This window comes from Methylobacterium sp. NPDC097929 (assembly GCF_049543375.1).
Taxonomy (GTDB): Bacteria; Pseudomonadota; Alphaproteobacteria; order Rhizobiales; family Beijerinckiaceae; genus Methylobacterium.
Window position 1 is genome coordinate 1 of record NZ_JBMVEP010000037.1, and the last position, 1805, is coordinate 1805.

Annotated in this window: 2 protein-coding genes and 1 pseudogene; all 3 read right to left on the bottom strand. The window is 68.6% G+C overall.

Going from position 1 to position 1805, the window contains the following annotated elements:
* Window positions 1–648: branched-chain amino acid ABC transporter permease (locus ACPCJR_RS26260; protein WP_391516489.1), on the bottom strand; the 648-nt coding region annotated here is incomplete at its 3' end.
* An 11-nt stretch (window positions 649–659) separates the two neighbouring features.
* Window positions 660–1550, bottom strand: coding sequence for a branched-chain amino acid ABC transporter permease (locus tag ACPCJR_RS26265; protein ID WP_391516490.1), 891 nt, complete (start codon window positions 1548–1550; stop codon window positions 660–662).
* Window positions 1551–1567: 17 nt separating this feature from the next.
* A pseudogene (locus ACPCJR_RS26270) lies at window positions 1568–1805 on the bottom strand (ABC transporter substrate-binding protein); the annotation flags it as partial.

Genomic DNA, 1805 nt, shown 5'->3' on the forward strand with positions numbered 1-1805 from the left:
GGTCTCGTTCTCGCGGATCGCCTCGATCACCGCGCCGAAGGGCGAGGCGAGGATGCGCGAGATCAGCGCGAGCGCCGCGCCGACGAAGACCAGCACGAAGAGGTACTTCGTCAGCGGGTTCAGGATATCGAGGGAGACGATCCCGAGGTCGATGGTCGAGACCGTGAAGCCGCGAAGCCCGTTCTCGCCCCCGGTCCAGGAGGAGGCCTGGAGCGCGACGTAGTAGACGAGTTGGGCGAGCGCCAGCGTCACCATGGCGAAGTAGATGCCGCGCGAGCGGATCGACACCGTGCCGATGACGAGTGCCAGCCCGCTCGCGGCGACGACCGCCAGCGCCATCGCCAGCAGCGGGTGTAGGCCGAACGCGCCGATGCCGATCCCGGTGAGATAGGCCCCCGTGCCGAAGAAGGCGGCGTGGCCGAAGGAGAGCAGGCCGGTATAGCCGTAGAGCAGGTTGTAGCCGACGGCGTAGAGCCCGTAGATCAGCACGTTGACCGCGAGCGCCTGCGAGGGAAGCAGAAAGGGAAGCGCCAGCAGCGCGAGGATCGACAGCGGCGCGCGCCAGCGCGAGACCCCGTCGAGGGCGATCGGCGAGCGTCGCGGCACCGTCGGCGGTGCCTCGACGACAGTCTGGTCGAGGGTCTGCATTGCGGGGCTCCTCAGACGCCGAGTCCGGGCTTGCCGAACAGGCCCTGCGGCCGGACCAGCAGAACCAGGGCCATGAAGGCGAACATCGCGATGCTCGCCATCTCGGGGGCGAAGAGCACGGTCATCGAGACCACGATGCCGACGAGCAGCCCGGCCACGACCGAGCCCATCAGCGAGCCCATCCCGCCGATCACCGTGACGGCGAAGGCTTCGCCCAGCACGACGTTGCCCATCTCCGGATTGACCGAGCGCATCGGTGCGGCGAGCACGCCGCCGAGCGCGGCCAGCGCGATGCCGAGCGCGAACACCCAAAGCCAGAGCCGCTGGATATCGACGCCGAGCACCCGCAGGATCTCGGGGTCGCGGGCGCCGGCTCGTACGATTAGGCCGAGCCGCGTGCGCTCCAGTCCGTACCAGAGGGCGACGAGGACCAGCGCCACCACGCCGACCACGAACAGCCGGTAGATCGGGAAGAAGCCGATGCCGAGATCGGCCACGCCCGAGAGTTCCTCAGGCGTGGCGAAGGGCAGGCCGTCCGAGCCGAACAGGATGCGGACGCCCTCCACCAGTACGTAGCCGAGCCCGAAGGTGAGCAGCAGTGGATCGTCCGGCGAGCGCCCGGCCAACGGCCGGATCAGGAAGCGCTCGATCAGGATGCCGAGCGCCCCGACCATCAGCGGCCCGAACAGCAGCGCGGCCCAGAAGGAGCCCGTGCGCTCCATCACGAACACGCCCGCATAGGCGCCGATCATGAAGACGTTGCCGTGGGCGAAGTTCACGATGCCGAGCATGCCGAAGATGATCGACAGGCCGAGCGCCAGCATCACGAATACGGCGCCGAGCGCCACGCCCGAGAAGAGCTGCATCGCGATCAGTTCGAGGTCGAGGAATCCCGGATCCATGGCCGCCCCCGCTCGCGTCAGGCCCGGTGGCCGAGTTCGTCGCAGGAGCGCAGCATCGCCTCCGCGCCCGGCTCGACCTCGAGGATCTTGAACAGGTCGGCCTCGCCCTGCATCTCGGACTTCTTCTTGGATTCCGTGATGAGCACCGACTGGATCGCTTGGTGGTCGCAGGCCCGGTAGCGCTCGGGGCCCTTGGCGACGTCGTATTGCAGCGCCTCCAGCGCGGCGATGACCCGGTCCGTGTCGGTGTCGCCC

Coding starts and splice junctions, on each gene's coding strand:
- ACPCJR_RS26265 (WP_391516490.1), bottom strand. CDS start 1,550: ATGGATCCGGGATTCCTCGACCTCGAACTGATCGCGATGCAGCTCTTC.